At 66.3% G+C, this 15,753-nt stretch carries 12 protein-coding genes and 1 tRNA gene; 6 read left to right on the top strand and 7 right to left on the bottom strand.

Annotated features, from left to right (window positions below; genetic code table 11):
* Position 1: 1 nt before the first annotated feature.
* The 4 genes from AC1DHY_RS05145 to AC1DHY_RS05130 form a co-directional block, all read right to left on the bottom strand.
* Complete coding sequence (locus AC1DHY_RS05145; RefSeq protein ID WP_476903245.1) at positions 2-1,102, bottom strand: GmrSD restriction endonuclease domain-containing protein; 1,101 nt, start codon at positions 1,100-1,102, stop codon at positions 2-4.
* A 61-nt stretch (positions 1,103-1,163) separates the two neighbouring features.
* Positions 1,164-2,090 (bottom strand): AEC family transporter, encoded by a 927-nt coding sequence (locus AC1DHY_RS05140; RefSeq protein WP_476878261.1) that lies wholly within the window; start codon positions 2,088-2,090, stop codon positions 1,164-1,166.
* Between the two features lie 150 nt (positions 2,091-2,240).
* The gene (panD, locus tag AC1DHY_RS05135; protein WP_476878262.1) at positions 2,241-2,669 is read right to left on the bottom strand and encodes an aspartate 1-decarboxylase; all 429 of its coding nucleotides are present in this window, start codon (positions 2,667-2,669) and stop codon (positions 2,241-2,243) included.
* Between the two features lie 79 nt (positions 2,670-2,748).
* Entirely contained in the window at positions 2,749-3,657 is a 909-nt protein-coding gene (locus AC1DHY_RS05130; RefSeq protein ID WP_476878263.1) for a LysR substrate-binding domain-containing protein, read from the bottom strand.
* A 142-nt stretch (positions 3,658-3,799) separates the two neighbouring features.
* Here AC1DHY_RS05130 and AC1DHY_RS05125 point away from each other — a divergent pair, with 142 nt between their 5' ends.
* Positions 3,800-5,263, top strand: a complete 1,464-nt coding sequence (locus AC1DHY_RS05125; RefSeq protein ID WP_476878264.1) for an amino acid permease — start codon at positions 3,800-3,802, stop codon at positions 5,261-5,263.
* Positions 5,264-5,495: 232 nt separating this feature from the next.
* A complete protein-coding gene (locus tag AC1DHY_RS05120) occupies positions 5,496-9,026 on the top strand; it encodes a bifunctional proline dehydrogenase/L-glutamate gamma-semialdehyde dehydrogenase (RefSeq protein WP_476878265.1) in 3,531 nt (1,176 codons plus the stop codon).
* A gap of 105 nt (positions 9,027-9,131) precedes the next feature.
* Here the strand turns inward: AC1DHY_RS05120 and AC1DHY_RS05115 are convergent, their stop codons facing one another.
* A complete protein-coding gene (locus tag AC1DHY_RS05115) occupies positions 9,132-9,488 on the bottom strand; it encodes a hypothetical protein (RefSeq protein WP_476878266.1) in 357 nt (118 codons plus the stop codon).
* Between the two features lie 218 nt (positions 9,489-9,706).
* On the bottom strand, positions 9,707-10,561 hold the full coding sequence (locus AC1DHY_RS05110; protein WP_476878267.1) for a LysR substrate-binding domain-containing protein: 855 nt from the start codon (positions 10,559-10,561) through the stop codon (positions 9,707-9,709).
* A 153-nt stretch (positions 10,562-10,714) separates the two neighbouring features.
* Here AC1DHY_RS05110 and AC1DHY_RS05105 point away from each other — a divergent pair, with 153 nt between their 5' ends.
* Positions 10,715-12,079 (top strand): MFS transporter, encoded by a 1,365-nt coding sequence (locus AC1DHY_RS05105; RefSeq protein ID WP_476878268.1) that lies wholly within the window; start codon positions 10,715-10,717, stop codon positions 12,077-12,079.
* A gap of 139 nt (positions 12,080-12,218) precedes the next feature.
* Positions 12,219-13,055, top strand: coding sequence for an FG-GAP repeat domain-containing protein (locus AC1DHY_RS05100; RefSeq protein ID WP_476878269.1), 837 nt, complete (start codon positions 12,219-12,221; stop codon positions 13,053-13,055).
* A gap of 28 nt (positions 13,056-13,083) precedes the next feature.
* On the opposite strand, the gene AC1DHY_RS05095 is transcribed toward AC1DHY_RS05100, so the two are convergent.
* Positions 13,084-13,157 (bottom strand) — tRNA-Gly (locus tag AC1DHY_RS05095).
* A gap of 449 nt (positions 13,158-13,606) precedes the next feature.
* On the opposite strand from AC1DHY_RS05095, the gene AC1DHY_RS05090 reads away from it, so the two are divergent.
* Positions 13,607-15,181, top strand: coding sequence for a sugar transferase (locus tag AC1DHY_RS05090; protein WP_476878270.1), 1,575 nt, complete (start codon positions 13,607-13,609; stop codon positions 15,179-15,181).
* 9 nt (positions 15,182-15,190) lie between these two features.
* Positions 15,191-15,649, top strand: a complete 459-nt coding sequence (locus AC1DHY_RS05085) for an FAD synthase family protein (RefSeq protein WP_476878271.1) — start codon at positions 15,191-15,193, stop codon at positions 15,647-15,649.
* Positions 15,650-15,753 lie beyond the last annotated feature (104 nt).

Genomic DNA, 15,753 nt, shown 5'->3' with positions numbered 1-15,753 from the left:
GCTACTCGCAGCCCACTCCGTCGCCGTCGCGGTCCAGTTTGCGGCTGTACCCGGGCTGCCCGGCACGGATCGGCGCGGCACCGGCGGCCCGGGCCGCGGAGCAGTTGGCGTAGTATACCGCCGGGGCGGGCGCCGGTACCGCAGCCGCCGGGGCCGGGGCCGGAGCGGGGGCCTTAAGGACCGGCGCTGGTGCGGGGGCCGGTGCGGGTGCCGCCGCCGGGGCCGGTGCGGCCGGGAGCTGGGCGGCGGGGGCGACGGCGGCCGAGCAGTCCGCCAGGATCCGGGCCATGGCATCGTGCTCGGCCCGGGTGACCCAGAGTGCGTAACTGGCCTTGACCGAAATCTGGCGCGCCACGTAGGCGCAGCGGTACGACTTGTTGGCCGGAAGCCAGGTGGCGGCGTCGCCGTCGCTCTTTTGCATATTTGCCGGCCCGTCGACGGCCAGCAGGTTCAGCGGATCATTGGCGAAAGCGAGCCGCCGTGCCGGACTGAGCCGCTGCGCCCCCTTCTGCCACGCGTCGCTGAGCGCCACGACGTGGTCGATCTGGACCGCGCTGCTGGTGCGGGCGCCGCGCTGGAAGGGAATGGACGTGGCGGTGTACGGATCCTTCAGCACGCCGGAGAGCACCACGCAGCCGTGCGTTCCGGGCTTGAGGACTTCCGCGGTGAGGTCGCGGCGCAGGATGTCGTTGCGGGTGTCGCAGCCGTTGCGGTCGACGTCGGACCAGGCCTGGCCGAATTGGTCCCGGGCATATCCGGTCTTGGGTGCCCGGCCTTTGACCGGGATGGTTGCCAGCACTTTGAGGGCGGTGGCAGCAAACGCCGGTTGCTTGGGCTGGGCTTTGGCCACGGCAGCTTTGGAGACGGGGCCGGGAGTGGCGGACGGTGCCGGGGCCGCCGGCGTCGCTTTGCTCGCCGCCGGCACGGAAGTGGTGGGCGCGGACGGCATTGTGGCCGCGGCGCTGCCGGCCTGGGCGGCCGGCGCAGAGACGCCGGCGCAGGCGCTGGTCGAGGCCAGCAGGACGGCGGCGATCCCGCAGGTGAACCAGTCGACGGCTCCCGGCCGGCGGCCGCCGCCCTGTCGCGTACCAATCCTGCGCACTTCATCCCCCGTTGCTTGTCCTGCGGCCCGGTTTTGGCCGTTGCCAGCCTACCGGCGGTCCTCAGGCGAGCAGCAAGGCCACGCCGATCATGGCGGGGACGGCCACCACGGTGGTGATCAGCACCGTATCTTTGGCCACGGTGAGGCCTGTCCTGTACCGGTTAGCCGCGACAAAAACGTTCTGTGCCGTGGGCAGCGCCGAGGTGACCACAACGGCGAAGAGCGCCTGGTCCTGCAGGCCGAGGGCGAACCGGGCGAAGAGGTAGGCCAGCGTGGGGTGCAGGATGAGCTTGAAGCCGCTGGCCAGCAGGGTGTCAATCCTCCGGCCCGTGTCCGCCTGCAGCGGCCGTGACCCGTTCAGGCTCATGCCGAACGCCAGCAGCATGGCAGGAATCGCGGCGCCCCCGATCAGGTGGATCGGCTGCAACACCAAAGCAGGAACCTCCCAGCCGGTCCCGGCCACCAGGAGGCCGAGCCCGGAACCGACAATCATGGGGTTGCGAAGAATCATCAGGGCGAAGCTCAGCGGGGTGGTCCGGTGCGAGCTGGTGGTGGCGTCAAGGAACATCAGGAACAGCGGCGTGAAGAAGGCAAGCTGAAAGATCAGCAGCGGGGCCACGTAACTGGCGTCCCCGAGGACGAACACGGCGATCGGGATGCCCAGGTTGGCCGAATTGGCCAGGGAAGCGCTCATGGAGGACACCAGGGCTTCCGGGACCGGGCGGTTGAGCAGGAACCGCACGATGCCGAAGTAGATAGCCGCCGTTGCCACTGCGCCTACGGCCGTCACCAGCAGCGGTGCGGCGAAAACGTCGTGCAGTTTGGCCTTGCTGAGGGTTTCAAAAAGCAGCGCCGGGCTCGCTACGAAGAACGTCAGCGCACTCAGGACGTTGCGGGCGTTCTCGCCCAGGATGTTGCGCCTGCCGACGAACATGCCCACCAGGATGATGAACCAGACGACGAAGAAACCGGCGAGGACTCCTAGCACGCGACTGTCCTGGACGGCGCGGGCGGAATCAAAGGGGTGGGCACCTGTCCACAATAATCAGATTTGTCCCGGGAACCGCGACGCCGGGGCGGCACCGCGTCACGAACCGTCCAGGTCCGACGCCCGGAATGAGGGCGGCCGGCGCCGGCCTTAGTTCAGCGTGGCGTTGTTCAGCGCGTGCGGCGGGCGCAGAAGGCCGGCGGTGTGGCCCTCCGCGGGATCGTTGCCGATCTGGGCGATCTTGTTGTCCTTGTCCACGTGGACCACCTTGGGGACGTAGGACTTCGCTTCTTCGGAGGTCATCTCCGCGTAGGTGATCAGGATGACGATGTCGTTTTCGTGCATCAGGTGCGCCGCGGCGCCGTTGATGCCGATGACGCCGGAACCGCGCTCGCCGGCGATGGTGTACGTCTCGAGCCGGGCGCCGTTGGTGACGTCGACGATCGCGACGAGCTCACCGGGGAGGATGTCGGCCGCCTCCAGCAGGTCCAGGTCCACGGTGACCGAGCCGACATAGTGGAGGTCCGCGTGGGTGACCGTGGCGCGGTGGATTTTGGACTTGAACATTGTTCGATTCATAACGTCACCATTCTAGCGCCGGGACGTGCGGCGCGCTGTGAGCCAGGAAACACCGCCGGACCCAATGGCCGCGGCACCGTCAGGCCGGCGGAGCGATGGACGCCGCGGTTTCGGCGAGAATTTCGCGGGCCGCGAGGATGGCCGGGCGCTTGGCGCTGGAGCGCCGCACGGACGTGAAGACTGTGCGGCGGGGGTTGCCCGGGAGGTCGATCAGCTGGGCCGTGGTTCCCCGGCCGGTCCACACCAGGTCCGGCATCAGCGCCACAGCGTTCCCCGATTCGATGAGCCGGATCTGGGCCTGCAAGTCGGCGGTCTCGAAACGCACGTCCGGCTCGAAGCCGGCAGTGCGGCAGGCCTGCTCCGCCCAGTGCCGGGACGCCGCGCCCCGCGGTTCCATGACCCAGGACAGTGCTGCGGTGTCGGCGAGGGACGTGATGGCCGGCCGGCCCGGTGCTTCGGGCGGCACGGCCAGCCGGATCGCATCCCCGGTGAGGCGCACCCGGTCCAGTTCGGCGTAGCGCGGCGCCGCGTGCCCCGGGTACTGCTCCGCGATAACAAGGTCAAAGTCCCGCGCCCATGTTTCGTGGAGGGCCGTCTCGGGTTCCCGCTGGATCATCTCGATCCGGACTTCCGGGTAGCTGGCGGCCATCCGGGTCAGGGCATCGGGCATCAGGGCCAGGGCCGCGGACTGGAAAACAGCGATCCGCACCGTTCCGGTCACTGTGGTGAGTGAAGCCGCGAGATCCGCCTCGGCCTGCTCGAGGGTTTCGAGCAGCTGCGTGGTGTGCGCAACCAGCACCTCCGCCTGCGGCGTCAGCTGCACGCGACGGCCGGTTTTACGCAGGAGGTCCACGCCCGCTTCCTTTTCCAGGAGGGCCAACTGTTGGGAGACCGACGACGGGCTGTACTGCAGCGCTTCGGCGACTTCGGCGAGCGTGCCGCGGATTTTGAGTTCGCGTAAAAGGCGCAACCGCCGGACGTCGAGCATCGATATTCCTTTGTGAATTCTAATGGTTATTGATTAGGAGAATTCACTTTATCTAATGCAACCGGGCTTGCATACTGTTCTCACTGAGTAACCCCCATCACAGGGCGGATTGATGGGCGCCACCCCCGAGCAGGAGACCCTGATGAGCACCAGAGAACTGACCAGATCGATCATGCGGCGCAAGCCCATCGACGATATTGAAGAAGAAAACAAGCACAGCGGCCTGTTCAAGAGCCTCGGGCTATGGCAGCTGACGGCCATTGGCGTCGGCGGCATTATTGGCGTCGGCATCTTCTCGCTCGCGGGGCTGGTGGCCCACGGCAGCGAGGGTGAGCCCGGGGTCGGCCCGGCGGTGCTGTTCTCGTTCCTGATCGCCGGACTGGCCTCGGCAGCGGCCGCGCTGTCCTACGCCGAGTTCGCGGGAATGATCCCGCGGGCCGGTTCTGCCTATACCTATGGATATGTGGCGCTGGGAGAGGTGATCGGCTGGTTCATCGGCTGGGACCTCTTGCTCGAATACATTGCCATCGTGGCGGTGGTGGCAATCGGCATTTCCGGATACTTCGACGCGTTCCTGTCCGGCATCGGCATCCACATGCCGGTCTGGATGACCTCCACCGTGGATGAGGGCAAGGGCGGCGTGATCAATATTCCGGCCATTGCCGTATGCCTGCTCGTGACCTGGATCCTGTCCCGCGGCACCAAGACTTTCGGCCGCTTCGAACTGGTGGCCGTCGCGATCAAGGTTGTCCTGATCCTTTTCATCATCGGGCTGGGCATCTTCTACATCAACACCAACAACTACAACCCGTTTATGCCCAGCGGCTTCGGGCCCGTTCTGGCTGGCTCCGCCACCGTCTTCTTCGCCGTGTTCGGCTATGACGCAATGAGCACAGCGGCCGAAGAGGCTACGGACGGCAAGAAGCACATGCCCAAGGCCATCATCCTCTCGCTGATCGTCGCCATGCTCCTGTATGTTGCCGCGACCCTGGTGCTGACCGGGATGCAGAACTACAAGGACATCGACCCCAAGGCCGGCTTCGCCTCCGCCTTCAACGGGGTGGGGCTGCCGGTGATCGCAACGATCATATCCGTCTTCGCCGTCCTGTCCATCCTGACCGTGATGCTGACCTTCCTGCTCGGTGTCACCCGTGTCTGGTTCTCCATGAGCCGCGACGGGCTGCTTCCGGGCTGGTTTGCCAAGACCGACCGCAACGGCACCCCGCAGCGTGTCACCTGGATCGCGGGAGTGGCCTCGGCGCTGCTGGCCGGCGTCTTCCCGATCAAGGCCGTCGCTGACCTGACCAACATCGGCATCCTGGCCGCCTTCGTCGTCGTGTGCCTCTCCGTCATCATCTTCCGCTACAAGAAGCCCGACGCCCCGCGCACCTTTCGGCTGCCGTTTATGCCGGTGGTTCCCCTCTTCGGCATGCTCGCCTCGGCCTTCCTTATGGTGCAGCTGCACTGGGAGACGTGGGTCCGCTTCGGCGTCTGGCTGGTGATTGGCCTGGTGATCTACTTCGGATACGGCCGCAAGCACTCGCTGATGAATCCGGACAGCCCGCGGCACCAGGAAGTCGTGGAAATGCACCGCCACATCGGCTAACAGCGCTTCCCCTGAAGGACCCCCTCCCGCGTGCGCGGAAGGGGGTCCTTTGCGTCTGTACGGACGGCGTGGAAGGGGGCCGGTACCCCCGCGGAGCGCCGGCACCGGGCCGTTGCGAAACGTTCGGTTCTACTAACCAGTATTGCTCAGAAAACATCGCTTTATCTTATGGAAATCCGGTCGCATACTAAATCAAGAACGGTCCACATTTTGAGAAAGAACGAGTGCCACCATGACCAACACCTCAACGGAATCCGGCCTGAACGCCGGCGCGGACGCGGGCAACGAGGCCACGCACGCCGCCGTGTCTGAAGGCTCCCCCGTGCTTGAGGCGGCAGCCCTCGCCGAGGAAACCACCGCCCTGGTCCGCCACTGGCTCACCGAGGCCGCCAAGGTGCCCGTCGACGCCTCGGCCCAGCAGCTCGCCGGGGTTCTTAAGGACCCCAACGGCCTTGACTTCACGGTCGGTTTCGTTGACGGCGTCGTGCGTCCCGAGGACCTGCAGGTCGCGGCCCGCAACCTCGCCGCCCTGGCCCCCAAGGTTCCGGCGTTCCTGCCCTGGTACATGCGCAGCGCCGTCCGCCTCGGCGGCACCATGGCCCCGGTCCTGCCGCAGGTGGTCATCCCGGTTGCCCGCCGGGTGCTCCGGGAAATGGTCGGCCACCTCATTGTTGACGCGACGGACGCCAAGCTCGGCCCGGCCATCGCGAAGATCCGCAAGGACGGCATCAAGCTGAACGTCAACCTCCTGGGCGAGGCAGTCCTGGGCGAGCACGAGGCCTCCCGCCGGCTTGAGGGAACCCACACCCTGCTCTCCCGTCCGGACGTGGACTACGTCTCGATCAAGGTGTCCTCCACCGTCGCCCCGCACTCCGCCTGGGCCTTCGACGAAGCCGTGGAGCACGTCGTGGAGAAGCTCACCCCGCTCTTCACCCGTGCCGCCGCCTTCGCCACAGGGGGCCGCAAAGCCAAGTTCATCAACCTGGACATGGAGGAATACAAGGACCTGGACATGACCATCGCGGTCTTCACCCGGATCCTGGACAAGCCCGAGTTCAAGAACCTCGAGGCCGGCATTGTCCTCCAGGCCTACCTCCCCGACGCTCTCTCCGCCATGATCCGCCTGCAGGACTGGGCCGCCGCACGGCGTGCCGACGGCGGTGCGGCCATCAAGGTCCGCGTGGTCAAGGGCGCCAACCTGCCGATGGAACAGGTGGAGGCCTCCCTGCATGACTGGCCGCTGGCCACCTGGGGCACCAAGCAGGACTCGGACACCAACTACAAGCGCGTCATCAACTACTCGCTGCACCCGGACCGGATCAACAACATCCGGATCGGCGTCGCCGGCCACAACCTCTTCGACATCGCCTTCGCCTGGCTCCTGGCCAAGCAGCGCGGCGTTGAATCCGGCATCGAGTTCGAGATGCTGCTCGGTATGGCACAGGGCCAGGCCGAAGCCGTCAAGAAGGACGTCGGGTCCCTCCTGCTGTACACCCCGGTGGTCCACCCCGCCGAGTTCGACGTCGCGATCGCCTACCTGATCCGCCGCCTCGAAGAGGGCGCCAGCCAGGACAACTTCATGTCCGCCGTGTTCGAACTCAGCGAGAACGAGACTCTGTTTGAGCGCGAGAAGCAGCGCTTCCTGGCCTCGCTCGCCAAGCTCGACGACGAGGTTCCGGCCCCGAACCGCCGGCAGAACCGTTCCCTTCCGGCCGAGCCGATGCCGCGCGACTCCTTCGGCAACACCCCGGACACCGATCCGTCCCTCCCGGCCAACCGCGACTGGGGCCGGGCCATCCTTGGCCGCGTCCAGGGCTCCACCCTGGGCAACGCCGCCGTCGAGGCCGCCACGATCAATGACGAGGCGGCCCTGAATGCCGTCATCGACACCGCGGTCGAGAAGGGCAAGGCCTGGGGTGCCCTCTCCGGAGCGGAACGGGCCGAAATCCTGCACCGCGCCGGCGACGTGCTGGAGGCCCGCCGCGCCGACCTCCTCGAGGTCATGGCGAGCGAGACCGGCAAGACGATTGACCAGGGTGATCCCGAGGTTAGCGAAGCGGTGGACTTCGCGCACTACTACGCCGAATCGGCCCGCAAGCTCGACGACGTCGACGGCGCAACGTTCGTTCCGGCGAAGCTGACTGTCGTGACGCCGCCGTGGAACTTCCCCGTGGCCATCCCCGCAGGGTCCACCCTGGCGGCGCTCGCCGCAGGATCCGCCGTGGTGATCAAGCCCGCCAGGCAGGCCCGCCGCAGCGGTGCCGTGATGATCGAGGCCCTCTGGGAGGCCGGTGTCCCGCGCGACGTGCTCACCATGGTGCAGCTCGGCGAGCGGGAACTGGGGCAGCAGCTGATCTCGCACCCCGCCGTGGACCGCGTCATCCTCACCGGCGGCTACGAGACCGCAGAGCTGTTCCGCTCCTTCCGCAAGGACCTGCCGCTGCTGGCCGAAACCAGCGGTAAGAACGCCATCATCGTCACCCCGAGCGCGGACCTGGACCTCGCGGCAAAGGACGTGGCCTACTCCGCGTTCGGCCACGCCGGCCAGAAGTGCTCGGCCGCCTCGCTGGTGATCCTGGTCGGCTCCGTTGCGAAGTCCAAGCGCTTCCACAACCAACTGATCGACGCCGTCACCTCACTGAAGGTCGGCTACCCTGAGGACCCGGCCAGCCAGATGGGCCCGATCATCGAGCCTGCCGGCGGCAAGCTCCTCAACGCCCTGACCACCCTCGGTGAGGGCGAGGCCTGGGCCGTGGAGCCGAAGCAGCTGGACGAGTCCGGCAAGCTGTGGAGCCCGGGCGTCCGCCACGGTGTGCGCCGCGGTTCCTACTTCCACCTCACCGAATTCTTCGGTCCGGTCCTCGGTGTTATGACGGCCGAAACCCTGGAGGAGGCCATCGCGATCCAGAACCAGATCGAGTACGGCCTGACCGCCGGCCTGCACTCGCTGAACACCGACGAACTTGCCCTCTGGCTGGACACCGTCCAGGCAGGCAACCTTTACGTCAACCGCGGGATCACCGGCGCCATCGTGCAGCGCCAGCCCTTCGGCGGCTGGAAGAAGTCTGCCGTCGGTGCCGGCACCAAGGCCGGTGGCCCGAACTACCTCGCAGGCCTCGGCGACTGGGTCAGCAAGGCCAGCACGGCCGAGACGAAGCCGGCACACTCCGGCGTTCGCAGGATCGAGGACGCGGCCAAGGGCATCCTGCCGGCCGATGAACTCGGCCCGCTGCAGCGGTCCCTGGCCTCGGACGCCCAGGCCTGGGCCGAGGAGTTCGGCACCGCCAAGGACGTCTCCGGGCTGAGTGCGGAACGCAACGTGTTCCGCTACCGCGCACTGCCGGTCATGGTGCGGTTGTCAGAAGGCCAGCCGCTCGCCGACCTGATCCGCATCGTGGCTGCCGGTGTCCAGGCGGGCTCGGACTTCACGGTGTCCAGCGCCGTCGAAGTACCCGCCCAGCTCCGTGCGGTGCTGTCCGGACTCGGGATTGAGACCACCGTGGAGAACGACGCCGAGTGGCTCGCGTCCGTGGGCCGGCTTGCCCAGGCTGCCACCCTGGCCGTGCACCGCATCCGCCTGATCGGCGGCGACGCGAAGGCGCTGGCCGACGCCACGGGCGGCCGCCCCGACCTGGCCGTCTACTCCCACCCCGTCACGGAGGCCGGACGCGTTGAACTGCTGCCGTTCCTGCACGAGCAGGCCGTCAGCATCACCGCCCACCGCTTCGGCACCGCGAACCACCTCTCGGACAGCCTGATCTAAGCAGCCAATCCGGGTTCGCGACCCCTGAGTACGCAACGCCGCCGTCCCCGCACTCACAGTGCGGGGACGGCGGCGTTTGCGGTTACATGGGCGCGGGCATGGCTCCTACCCGAGGTACCAGCCCGGCGGGACCCACGCGGCCGGGACGGCATGGGCGGAGAAATCCTCACAGCCTGAACAGAAGTAGGTCACCTCACCGAGCCTGCTGATGGAACCGTCCCGGTGGTGTTTGGCCGGGACAAAGGATTCCAGGTAGACGAACTCATCCGTCCCGCAGCGCTCGCAGTAGGGGATACCGACGAAGTCGTCGTCACCCCGGGTACGGGCCGCATGCGGATCCAGCCTGCCGAGGCTCGGATGCGGCAGGCCTTCCAGGCGGGCAGCTGTACTCAGCGGCGGGGCGGCGCTCATTGGATGGCGCGGCCGCATGGTGGTGTGGGAGTTGTTTATGGCTGGCGTCATTGCTGGCCTATCCCGAACGTTTGCCGGTTTTGCTGCATGGCAACAACGAGGATAAACGTTCGTTTGTCGGATCGTTGTGGGGGCCTCTGCTTGACCTTCAACACTGTCAGGATAGGACAAGTAACACTTGGGTTCAATGGTCGGGGACAGACCCGCTGAAGCAAGTATGTTGCGGGTAGCTACCTGCTGTGGAGCGAGTATTTCGCCGGGGAGCGGGACTAGGACGAGCGGCTGAAGGCGCGGCCAACAATGGTCTGGGTCAGGGCGTCGATCACCTCGGTGTTTGCCAGCGGATTGCGGATCAGGGTGAAGTCGACGTCGCCGACGGGCGGCAGGTCGAAGCGCCGGGTGATGATTTTCAGGTCCTCCGGCACCAGCGAGGAGGGCATCACGGCGACGCCGATCCCGGCCCGGACGGCGGCCAGGACACCGCTGATCTGGCGGGTGGTGCAGGTGATGCGCCAGGTCCGGCCGGTGGCCTCGAGCGCGTCGATGGCCAGTTTCCGGCTCAGGCTCGGCGCGGGGTAGGCGATCAGCGGTACCGGATCCCCGGAATCGAGGACAGTCTGCTCGAGGCCCACCCAGGAGAAGGAATCCTGCTGGACCACGGTTCCATCCTTGGCGCCGGCAACCCATTTGACGAATACCAGGTCCAGTTGGCCGGCGTTGAGCCGCTTGTACAGCTGGTCGCTTTGCCCGACCGTCAGTTCCAGGTTGATCTGCGGGTAGATCTGCCGGAACTCCCGCAGGATCCGTGGCAGCCCGGTAATGGCGAGGTCATCCGCCGTGCCAAAGCGCAGCCGGCCGCGCATGGCGGAGCCGGAAAAATAGCGTGCCGCGGAGTCATGGGCAGCGAGGATGGTGCGCGCGAAGCCGGCCATCGCGTCCCCGTTGTCCGTGAGCCGGACATCGCGGGTGTCGCGGGCAATCAGGGTTCGTTTGGCGGCGGCCTCGAGCTTGCGGACGTGCTGGCTGACCGTGGGCTGTGCCAGCCCCAGCCTGTCCGCCGCCCTGGTAAAGCTCAGCGTTTCGGCCACGGCAAGGAACGAGCGCAGCTGGGCCGGTTCAAACATGCCTTCCGCCTGCCGGAGGAACTCGGGTCGCCATGAGATTCCTTTCATTGCATTTCGTGATGCTAGTTATGCCCTGGATAGCCTTCCATTATCAATTGCGGCCAGCTTAGCGTTAAGGAGACCCCGCAGACTTCGTTTCCCTGAGGACTTTCCGTGCCACCCCCTCCGCCGTTCCATCCCGCCGACACCCGGCCGGACCAGAGCCAGCCGACCGTCCCCGCCCCCATTACCCAGCCGATCGGCGTCGTAAGTGAACGCCTGCCGTGGCGGCATACCTTCATTTCCCTGAAGGTCCGCAACTTCCGGATCTTCGCGGTGGGGCACTTCATCGCCGTGGTGGCCCTGTGGATGCAGCGGATCGCCCAGGACTGGCTGGTGCTTCAGCTCTCCGGCTCGGTCACCGCCGTCGGAATTACCGTGGCCCTGCAGTTCCTGCCCTCGCTCCTGCTGGGCCCGTGGGGCGGCATGATGGCGGACCGCTTCGCGAAGCGGAAGATCCTGATGCTGTGCCAGTGCGTGGCCGCCGTACTGGCGGCGACTCTGGCCGTACTGGCCCTCTCGCACCGGATTGAAGTCTGGCAGGTCTATGGGATAGCCCTCATTCTGGGCCTGGTCACCGTACTGGACCAGCCGGCCCGGCAGGTCTTCGTCAACGAACTCGTCGGTCCCGCCTACCTGCGCAACGCCATCAGCGTGAACTCCACGATCTTCCAGCTGGGCGGCCTGATCGGCCCGGCCGTCGCCGGAGTGCTGCTTAGCGCGGTCGGCGCGGGCTGGGCCTTCGCCGGGAACGCGCTGGCGTGCTGCTCCACCCTGACCATGCTGCTGGTCCTGCGCAAGGACGAACTGCACGTGACGCTGCCGGCGGCCAAACGCAAGGGCATGCTCCGGGAGGGGCTGCGCTATGCGCTCGGCAAACCCACGATCTACTGGCCGTGGCTGATGGCCGGCTTCGTCGCGGTGTTTGCGATGAGCCTGCCCGTGCTGCTGGCAGCCTTCGCGGACCACGTCTACCGGGCCGGTGCCGGCGGGTACGGTCTGCTCAACGCATTGGTGGCCCTCGGTGCGCTGGCCGGCGCCATCACGTCCGCGAGGCGGCGGCAACTTCGGCTGCGTTCGGTGATGCTGGGCGCCGGGATGTACGGCCTGATGCTCTGCCTGGCCGCCTCCGCGCCGTCGATGGTGTTTTTCGGCGCGGCGATGGTCCTCGCCGGCTTCTGGTGCCTGATGTTCCTGACGGCCGCCAACCAGCTGGTCCAGGTCAGCGCCAACATGGGCATCCGCGGCCGGGTGATGAGCCTCTACATCATGGTGCTCATCGGTGGACAGGCCCTCGGCGGACCACTTATGGGCTGGCTCGCCGAGCACTTCAACCCGCACACGGCCATCCTCATCGCCGGCGCGGTACCGGCGCTGGCCGCAGCCGTGGTCTCGGTGGTACTTGCCAGGCGCGGCCAGCTGGCGCTCAAGGTGGACCTGAAAAACCGGCGTCAGTTGCTGCGGATTGTCGCGACCTAGGCTCACGGGGCCGGGGCGTGGGGTTGCCTGATCGAGTAGGGGTTCCGCGGGTCCCCTCGGGTACATTGCGGTGCTGATCCCGGTTTACCCGCAATAAAGTACTCGTGGATGGGGCGGCACCCGGGACTAGAATCCGGCCATGAAACGGACTCTGCGTATTGTGGCCGACATCGTTGGGGCGTTGCTTCTGGCAACGGGTATCGCCGTTCCGGCGCAGACCGACCCGTTGCATTGCGGCGCTCCGTGTCCGCGTGATTACAGCGGCGACGGCTACCCGGATGTCATGGCACTCGACAGTCACGGCACGCTCTGGCTTTACCCCGGCGATGGCGATGGCGGGTTCAAGCCGAGGATCAAATCGGCGACCGGGTGGCACTACACGGCGATCATTCCCTCACGAGGAGCCTTCTACGGCGTCTTCGCCCGGGACAAGGACGGGAACCTCTGGGCCATCCCGAGCAACGGGCACTCCGGATGGCGGTCGCGGACCCCACTCGGCGGAGGCTGGAACCAAATGACCAGCATCATTGACGAGTCTGGCCGTGGCAACCTGCTCGCCATCGACCGCTCCGGGACGCTCTGGCGTTACCCGTACACCACGGTCGGCAATGGCTACTCGGTCAGCTGGCAACCGCGGCAGCGGGCCGCCACCGGCTGGGCCGGCCGGATGCTCGTCGACTTGCATATCGGCGGGGGTTGGCCGTGGTTCTACGCGCGGGACACCCACGGCATACTCTGGCCCTACGACGACCGCCAAGGGATCCAGGTCAAGACCCCCACCTCGTACTACACCTTCGGCTCCGGCTGGAATCGTTACACACGAATCGTCGAGGCGGGCGACTGGGAGAACGTGGACGGGCTCAGCGACCTAATCGCCACGGACAAGCACGGCGACCTCTGGATGATCCCAGGCGGAGATGCGGGAAAGCACCGCGTAAAGATTGGCCACGGCTTTAGCGGTTACACCATCTGGTGACCCGGCGAGCCCAGGCCGGGAGAGAAAATGGAGCGGCTGACGGGAATCGAACCCGCGTATCAAGCTTGGGAAGCTAGCGCTCTACCATTGAGCTACAGCCGCAGAGCCGCAGAAATGACCGCAAAAACGCCTGGTCAAGATACTGCAGAACAACGAGATTTACCTTACCCCAGCCGCGGGGCTTCCCCGAACAGCAACACCGCGAGCACCGCCGTCGTGCCCGTTCCCGTCCGCGTGCAGCGCCACCAGTGGCGAATAGGTAGCCCCGTCTCAGTTCCACGTAGCACCGACAAGCAGGTCGAGTGGTGATTCGGCGGAAAGAGGTAGCTAACACTCGTGTGCGCCAATAAGTCACATTATTGACTGTGGAGACCGCAGCCACACTAGTCGCTAGAAGGTCTCCTCATGTTTCTTCGGACGTTGATTGCTGTTCATTTTCTCTGGTTATCGGACCGTCATAAACAGTCCGGTTCCCCTTCCAGCCAGGCCGACCAGGCCGCGCCGGCCAGTGCGCCGGCCGCTCATCGGGCCGACTCCTCCCGGCGCCGGTGATGAGCGAACTCAAACACCGCCGGCCATTCCACGCAGTACGGCGCGCGGCGGTTCCAGGAATCCAAGCACGTGCACTCACCCCGGAACGTCCCCAGCACTCGGTCTGGGACGACGAATCCCGGTTCGACCTCGCGGCCTCCCGGAAAGCAGTCACCCGGCAGTGGAAGAACTTCGCCAACCGTCTCCGGCTTACTGACTCGGCCGCCATCGCTGTATCCGTGGCCGCAGCCTACGTCTTCCGGTTCGGCGTCGATGCGCCCACCAGGTCCGCGGAGGAATTCGAAGCCCGGTACCTTGCAGTGTCTGTCCTCCTGCTAGCGGCCTGGATCGCCGTCCTGGAGATCTACCCCACCCGGGACAGGCGGACGTTCGGCATCGGTGCCGCGGAATACAAGCGGGTGGTTCAAGCCACCCTCAAGCTCTTCGGCGCCCTGGCCATCGCCATGGTCTTCGTCCGGTTCGACGTCGTCCGCGGCTATTTCGCCGTCGCGCTGCCCCTGGGGCTGGTCCTGCTGACAGGCACGAGGTGGCTGTGGCGGAAGTGGTTGAACCTGAAGCGGCGCGAGGGCAAATACCTGTCCCGGGTCATCGTGATCGGCGAACGCGCCGACGTCGAGTACGTCATCAACAACATTGAAAAGAACCGGGCCGCCGGCTATGAGATCACCGGGGTCGGGTTGTCCGCCCTGGACAAATCGGTGGAGCTCCGGGCGCCCTGGTACCGAATTCCGGTGGTGTCGAGCCTGGCCGATGTTTCCCGGATGGTCGAAACTGCGGGTGCGGACGCCGTCATTGTCGCGGGCAGGGTCCCCGGCGGCAGCACCTACATCCGGGAACTCGGCTGGAAGCTTGAGGCCACCGGAACGGAGCTTGTCCTGGCGTCAACGCTGACCAACGTCGCCGGACCGCGCATTCACTGGCGCCCGGTGGACGGCTTGCCGCTGGTACACGTTGAACTCCCGCAGTACGCCGGTGCCAAGCACATCCTCAAGCGGGTCATGGATGTGGCCGTCGCGTCGCTGGCGCTACTGATGTTGTTCCCCCTCATGGTGGTTCTCGCCATCATCGTCAAGCGGGACAGCCCGGGGCCCGTCTTCTTCCGCCAACTCCGCGCCGGCAGAAACGGTATGCCGTTCCACATGGTGAAGTTCCGTTCAATGGTGCAGACCGCCGAAACGGATCTCGGATCGCTGCAGGCGCTCAACGAGGGCTCCGGGCCGCTGTTCAAAATGCGGAACGACCCACGGGTCACCAATTGCGGGCGGTGGATGCGGAAGTACTCCCTGGACGAGCTGCCGCAGTTCTGGAATGTCCTCACCGGCGAGATGAGCCTGGTGGGCCCACGGCCGCCGCTGCCCACCGAAGTTGAACGCTACGAGAAATTCACCAGCCGGCGCCTGCTCATCAAACCCGGGATAACGGGCCTCTGGCAGATCAACGGCCGCTCCGCCCTCCCGTGGGACGAGAGCATCCGGCTGGACCTCTACTACGTCGAGAACTGGTCGCTAACCGGTGACCTGATCATTTTGTGGCGAACGTTCAGGGCCATGCGCAGCCCCGTCGGCGCCTACTAAGGAGCAACCATGAGCACACTGATTGGCTACGCAGCCGGGGCGTTCGATCTCTTTCACGTCGGCCACCTCAACCTCCTCCGCCACGCAAAAGCCCACTGCGACTTCCTGATCGCAGGCGTCGTATCCGACGAGCTATTGGTTCAGGCGAAGGGCCGGCCGCCGGTGATCCCCCTGGCCGAACGCCTGGAAATCGTCCGGTGCATCAGTTACGTCGACGACGCCGTGGCGGAAACCCTGCCGCGCAAGATCGACACCTGGCGGAGCCGGCCCTTCGACGTCTTCTTCAAGGGAGACGACTGGAGGGGCACACCCAAAGGCCTCGCCCTCGAACGCGAGTTTGCCGCCGTCGGGGTAAGAGTCGCCTATTTCCCCTACACGATGCACACGTCCAGCACCGCGCTCCGCCGGACCCTGGATCTCTTGAACGCCGGCACCCAGGAAAGAGGGGTCCTGCACAGCCTGCCCTGAGCGGTCGATTCGCGCCCCGCCGGCGCCGGCTCACCGCACGGTCTCAACCACTGGCCCGGCCCCAACAACCAGCCCGGTCCCACTAAAGCTCGGTCTCTATCAGC

The sequence above is a fragment of the Arthrobacter sp. 05L44 genome (assembly GCF_056397605.1).
This window is presented reverse-complemented; position numbering and strand designations above follow the sequence as displayed.